We start from the raw sequence: 5,216 nt of genomic DNA, 5'->3' as shown, positions 1-5,216 counted from the left end.
CCGGGACGGGTTCGGCCGCCGCTGACCGTCTAGACCTTCGTCAGCAGCTCCTGCATCTGGGTGATCTCGGCCTGCTGATCCGTGATGATCTTCGCCGCCAGAGTCTTGGCATCCGGGTTGCTGCCCTGCGCCGTCTCCTGCTGGGCCATGCTGATCGCACCCTGATGGTGGCTGATCATCATGGTGAGGAACTGCTTGTCGAACTCAGCACCCTTGGCCTTCGCCAGTTGGGTCATGTCCGCGTCGGACATGACGCCGGCCATCGCGCCGTGGCCCATGCCCATGTCCATGCCGCTCGCGCTGGCCATCGGGGCCGGCCTGCCCCAGGCGGTCAGCCACCCGTTCATGGTGTCGATCTCAGGCTGCTGCGCCTGCTTGATCTTCGTGGCGAGCGCCTTGACGTCGCTGCTGGCGGCCCGGGTATCGGCCAGCGACGCCATCTCGATCGCCTGCCGGTGGTGGACGACCATCATGTGAGCGAACATCACGTCCGCGTCGTTGAATACCGCGCTCGCCGAGGCCGCCGGCGCGCTGGTGCCCATGCCGGAGCCGTGGCCCATCCCGGAGCCCGTGGAGTCATCGCCGCCGCAGGCCGACAGCAGCACCGCAGCGGTCACCGCCACGCCGGCCAGTCCGGCACGGCGCAGCACAACAGAACGTGTCAACACAACAAGAAGCCTTTCGGTATCGGTGAACGTGCGAGAAGAACCTCGGCGCACGCCCTGCCGTACGCGCAGCGCGTACGGGCAGCAGCGGCGCAGCGCGAGTTCTATGTACGCAGCACCGACAACCGAGCGAGACTCAGACCCACCGGCCGCGGCGGGCCCCGCAATACCCGCGACAGCGCGCTGACGTTGCGGATCTGCGAACCGACCGGACGCGGCCTCGCCCACCACCGCGCGATCAACAGCACGAGCACCGCCAGACCGGTGAGCACCGCCAGGCAGACACTCCAACCGGGCATGCCATCGCGCCCCGGGCCCTGCGGACCGCTCACGTGCGCGCAGCCTGGACACTCATCGGTCACGGCAGTCACCGCGGCCGCCACCTCCGCCGGCACGTCCATCCCGCCAGCCACGGCCACCGCACCGGCCGGCCCGTGGCCATGGTGGGTGCCCATGCGCATCCCGGCGTGTCCGAGGGTGTGCATCGCCGCGAGCCCGAACAGCGTGCAGGCCAGCAGCACCCACCGGGCCATCGGCCCGGCGCCCACTGCCCGCGCGCCTGTCACGCAACCACCGTACCCACCCACCGGGCGGGGATCCCTGACACCCGCACCGAACGTGACGGACAGTCGACGGTTGACCCACCAGATCGACCAACGCACGGGCGCACCGATACGGGTGCGAGCTGCGACGCGACCCGATCGTGGCCCTCCTTTACGGAGTCCGGCAGCGGCCTCGAAGGTCGTGTGGACCCAGGGGTTGCATCCGGTACCCAGGTACAGGCTTACCGTCGACCGACGGCGCCGATGGCGCCCAGGTTCGAGGAGGCGGCATGTCTTTCGTGATTCCGGACGCCTGCACGCTACCGACGGCGCAACAGCCGTTGCGGCTGGCGGAGTTTGCTGAACTGTTCGCCACCGCTGTGCGCGAGGTGGACCAGCTCGACGCGACCCACACGCGCCTGCGTCTGGCCGGCCCGGCGGGTCTGGCGACCACGGTGCGTGACCTTGCCGCTCGCGAGACCGAATGCTGCTCGTTCTTCGACTTCACCGTCGCAGTCGAGCGTATCGGCGACGGGGAGGCCGTGACCCTGGACGTCGCGGTGCCGCCCCAGCATGGCGAGGTCCTGGCCTCTCTCGCGGGCCGCGCCCGTGACGCTGCCGCTCGCACCGCGAGCCGAGAGGAGCGTCGTGCAGCGGATCAGTCGTGAGCGGCTTCGCGAACTGCTCGATGCCGGTGAGGTCACGCTCGTCGAGGCAGCTCATTTCGAGGCGGACCATCTGCCCGGTGCGGTGAACCTGCCCGGTGAATTGTCCGCCGATCTGGCGGCCCGGCTGACGCCGGACCGTGACCGGACCGTGGTCACCTCCTGTTCCGGCCCGGCCTGCTCGCGTTCGAAGGCCGCCGCCGCGGCGTTCGAGCGGCTCGGCTACACCGACGTACGCGTCTACGACGGCGGCAAGGCCGACTGGGCCCAGGCTGGGTTGCCGTTCGCCGGTACCCGGTCGACGGCACGGGCGTCGTGATGGACGGGCTGCGCACCGGCGAGGTCGCCGAGCAGGCCGGCGTCAACATCCAGACGCTGCGCTACTACGAGCGCCGCGGCCTGCTCGCCGAACCGTCACGGACGAACGGCGGGCACCGCCTCTACCCAGCCGACACGGTCGCCCTGCTCAACGTGATCAAGGCAGCGCAGCGACTCGGATTCACCCTCGACGAGGTCGCCGAGCTGCTCGACGCGGGCCGCCACCGGCACCCGAGCGCGGATCTGCGGCATCGGGCCATCGACAAGATCGCCGAAATCGACCTGAAGATCGCCGACCTGACCGCGATCCGCGCCACGCTCACCGAAGTCGTCGACGCGCGCTGCAACAGCCTCACCAACTGCACCTGCACGGACTGCCCGATCCCGTATCTGACCATCGGCACCACTCGACCCTCCGGAGAACGCGAATGAGCCAGCCCGTCCCGCCGCCGACCCGCATCCCGAACCCAGCCCCGGGCGAGATCGACAACGCGCCGCCGCGGCGCAGCAAGGTTGCCGGCGGACTCGCCGTACTCGCCTGCGCCGCCTGCTGCGCGCTGCCGCTGCTGATCGCCGCCGGGGTGCTCACCGGCGCGGGCGCCGCGATCCTGGAGAAGACGCTGTTCGCCATCGCCGCCGGACTGGTGGCTCTTGCGCTCGGCATGTGGTGGCTGCACCGCCGTCGCTCGGTCCAGCGTGCCATTGCTGGAGCGGGATGCGGCTGCCATAGCACTGGATGCGGCTGCTGACCCCCCGGGGCGCGAGGGCTTACCTGCGGGGCCGATCGCACACCGATGAGGTTTTCGCGCCGCGCCCGTCTGTACGTACTAAATGGACTTACGGGAGGTTGGCACGGTGCGGAAACTGATCTTCGCTATGAACGTGAGCCTGGACGGCTATGTCGCCGCGCCTGGCGATGACCTCGGCTGGAGCGTACCGAGCGACGAGCTGTTCCAGTGGTGGTCCGACCGGGTGGGGGCGACCGGCCTGGCGCTGTACGGGCGCAAATTGTGGGAGGCGATGAGCTCCCACTGGCCGACCGCCGACCAGCAGCCCGGCGCCACACCGGCGGAGATCGAGTACGCCCGCCGCTGGCGGGACATGCCAAAGGTGGTGTTCTCCTCGACGACCCGCACGGTCGACTGGAACACCCGCCTGGTCACCGGCGACGCGGTCACCGAGATCACCCGGCTCAAGGCCGAAGACGGCGGCCCCATGGACATCGGCGGCGCCACACTTGCCGCAGCGGCCATGCGTGCCGGGCTGATCGACGAGTACGTGCTGGTCACCGCACCGGCCTTGCTGGGCGGCGGCACGCCGTTCTTCACGGCCCTGGACAGCTGGGTGAACCTCAACCTGGTGGAGACGCGGCCGTTTCCCGGCGGCGTGATACTGACCCGATACGAGACGAGGCGATGAGCACGGGCCGGACTCACCTGATCACCGTGTCGGAGGCAGGCCCAGCCATGGTTTGTCGGTGGCGTCGAATCCGGTGAGCTCGGCGATCCTCCCGTCGACGATGTGCAGGACCGCGATGGTGAACAGCCGGTACTGCGGGTCGTCGGGGGTGCGGAGGTACAGCGCGGCGGCAGGCATGCGGTTGATCGTCGTGGTGATACCGCGCCAGTCGTCGTAGCCGCGTTGAAAGAGCCCATGGGAGACCCAGCCGTCCACCGCTTCCCTGGCCGTCGTGGTCACGGTGCCCGGATTGGGCAGCATCGCGAAACGCAGGTCGTCGCGCAGTAGGGACGTCAGCCCGTCGAGGTCGTTGCGCTCATGGGCCTCGATGTACGACTTCACCGCGCCGCGCTCGTCATTCGACAGCTCGTGGGTGGCGGGGCTCCGCCAGTCGAGACGGCGGTCGGGCAGCTGCTCGCGCATCGTCACACGGGCCCGCTGCAGTGCGCTGGTCACCGATGCGACGGTCAGCTCAAGGGCGTCGGCGGCTTTCGACGCCGGCCAGCCGAGGACGTCGCGCAGGATGAACACCGCCCGCTGCCGCGGCGGCAGGTGCTGGACGGCGATGATGAACGCCAGCTCGATCGTCTCCCGCGCCACCACCGATTCCAGCGGGTCCTCGGGGAGCATCCGGTCGGGGTACGGCTGCAGGTACAGCAGCTCGGAGTCGGGGTTCGGCAGCTCGAACGGTACGGGTGTGCGGTCGTTGCGCTTCTCCAGGAAGTCGAGGCAGGCGTTCGTCGCGATCCGGTACAGCCAGGTCCGCACGGCCGCGTGGCCCCTGAACGACTCCCGCTTCTTCCACGCTCGCAGGAACGTCTCCTGCGTCATGTCCTGGGCGTCCTCGTAGTTCGCGAGCATCCGGTAACAGTGCACCTGCAGCTCACGCCGGTGGCGCTCCGTGATGAGCGCAAACCGCGCCGTGTCGCCTGAGTGGACCGCCGCGATGAACGCGGCCTCGGTGGCGCTTAGCGGTCTGGCGTCGGTCATGGTCGTTGATCCTTCCACCGGTGCGTGAGTGCTAAAGGAACCGACGACGTGGCGGAGGATTTCTGATCGGTGAAGCCGCCGACACCTAGGGCCGCATCGGCGCGCCTTCGACCGGCGGAGAACAAAGACGAGTGCCAGGACCAGCTGGTGCGGGCACACCGCCGGAGCCCGCTCAGGTCGCCACGGCAACCGCCGGCACCACGTCGGGCGCGTCCAGCCGGAAGGCGTCGGCCGCCGCGTCGTCGGGCTGCTCGTGCGCGGCCCGCTCGGCCCGGACCCGCGCGACGTAGTGCGCCACCTCCCGGTCGACCCGCTCGTCGTCCCAGCCAAGGACCGGCGCCATCAGCGTCGCCGCCGGCCGGGCGGCCATCAGGCCCCGGTCGAAGCTCTCGATCGAGATGTGGGTACGCCGGGTCAGCACGTCCTCCAGGTGCAGCGCCCCCTCGGCGGACGCCGCGTAGACGACCTCCACCCGCAGGTAGTCCTCCGCGCCGTCGAGCGGCTCGCCGAGCGTGGGGTCCTCCCGCAGCAGCGCCAGCACCTGCTGCGGCGCTTCGGCGCCGCCGTCGACGAGGTGC

The 5,216-nt window shown here is 69.9% G+C and carries 9 protein-coding genes; 5 read left to right on the top strand and 4 right to left on the bottom strand.

Annotated features, from left to right (window positions below; translation table 11 throughout):
* Window positions 1–29 precede the first annotated feature (29 nt).
* Together AB0J68_RS26650 and AB0J68_RS26645 are read right to left on the bottom strand one after the other, a co-directional pair.
* Window positions 30–668: a DUF305 domain-containing protein gene (locus tag AB0J68_RS26650; protein WP_363941021.1), complete on the bottom strand. Its 639-nt coding sequence runs from the start codon at window positions 666–668 to the stop codon at window positions 30–32.
* A gap of 101 nt (window positions 669–769) precedes the next feature.
* Entirely contained in the window at window positions 770–1,231 is a 462-nt protein-coding gene (locus tag AB0J68_RS26645) for a DUF6153 family protein (protein WP_354863149.1), read from the bottom strand.
* A 266-nt stretch (window positions 1,232–1,497) separates the two neighbouring features.
* On the opposite strand from AB0J68_RS26645, the gene AB0J68_RS26640 reads away from it, so the two are divergent.
* From AB0J68_RS26640 to AB0J68_RS26620, 5 genes are all read left to right on the top strand, one after another.
* Window positions 1,498–1,875: a hypothetical protein gene (locus AB0J68_RS26640; RefSeq protein ID WP_363941017.1), complete on the top strand. Its 378-nt coding sequence runs from the start codon at window positions 1,498–1,500 to the stop codon at window positions 1,873–1,875.
* Entirely contained in the window at window positions 1,856–2,191 is a 336-nt protein-coding gene (locus AB0J68_RS26635) for a rhodanese-like domain-containing protein (protein ID WP_363941014.1), read from the top strand. The genes AB0J68_RS26640 and AB0J68_RS26635 overlap by 20 nt, the downstream gene beginning before the upstream one ends.
* Entirely contained in the window at window positions 2,191–2,622 is a 432-nt protein-coding gene (locus AB0J68_RS26630) for a MerR family transcriptional regulator (protein WP_363941011.1), read from the top strand. The genes AB0J68_RS26635 and AB0J68_RS26630 overlap by 1 nt, the downstream gene beginning before the upstream one ends.
* Window positions 2,619–2,939 carry a hypothetical protein gene (locus AB0J68_RS26625; protein ID WP_363941008.1) on the top strand — a complete coding sequence of 107 codons (321 nt, stop codon included), beginning with the start codon at window positions 2,619–2,621 and terminating at the stop codon, window positions 2,937–2,939. The genes AB0J68_RS26630 and AB0J68_RS26625 overlap by 4 nt, the downstream gene beginning before the upstream one ends.
* 106 nt (window positions 2,940–3,045) lie before the next feature.
* Window positions 3,046–3,609, top strand: coding sequence for a dihydrofolate reductase family protein (locus AB0J68_RS26620; protein WP_363941005.1), 564 nt, complete (start codon window positions 3,046–3,048; stop codon window positions 3,607–3,609).
* Window positions 3,610–3,630: 21 nt separating this feature from the next.
* Here the strand turns inward: AB0J68_RS26620 and AB0J68_RS26615 are convergent, their stop codons facing one another.
* Both AB0J68_RS26615 and AB0J68_RS26610 read right to left on the bottom strand, forming a co-directional pair.
* Window positions 3,631–4,638 carry an RNA polymerase subunit sigma-70 gene (locus AB0J68_RS26615; protein ID WP_363941002.1) on the bottom strand — a complete coding sequence of 336 codons (1,008 nt, stop codon included), beginning with the start codon at window positions 4,636–4,638 and terminating at the stop codon, window positions 3,631–3,633.
* A 172-nt stretch (window positions 4,639–4,810) separates the two neighbouring features.
* The coding region (locus AB0J68_RS26610) for a glycerol-3-phosphate dehydrogenase C-terminal domain-containing protein (protein WP_363941000.1) at window positions 4,811–5,216 on the bottom strand (406 nt) is incomplete at its 5' end.

Origin of the sequence: Micromonospora sp. NPDC049580, from assembly GCF_040675595.1 — a bacterium.
GTDB lineage: Bacteria > Actinomycetota > Actinomycetes > Mycobacteriales > Micromonosporaceae > Micromonospora.
The sequence above is the reverse complement of the archived record's forward strand: the minus strand, read 5'-3'. Positions and strand labels throughout refer to the sequence as shown.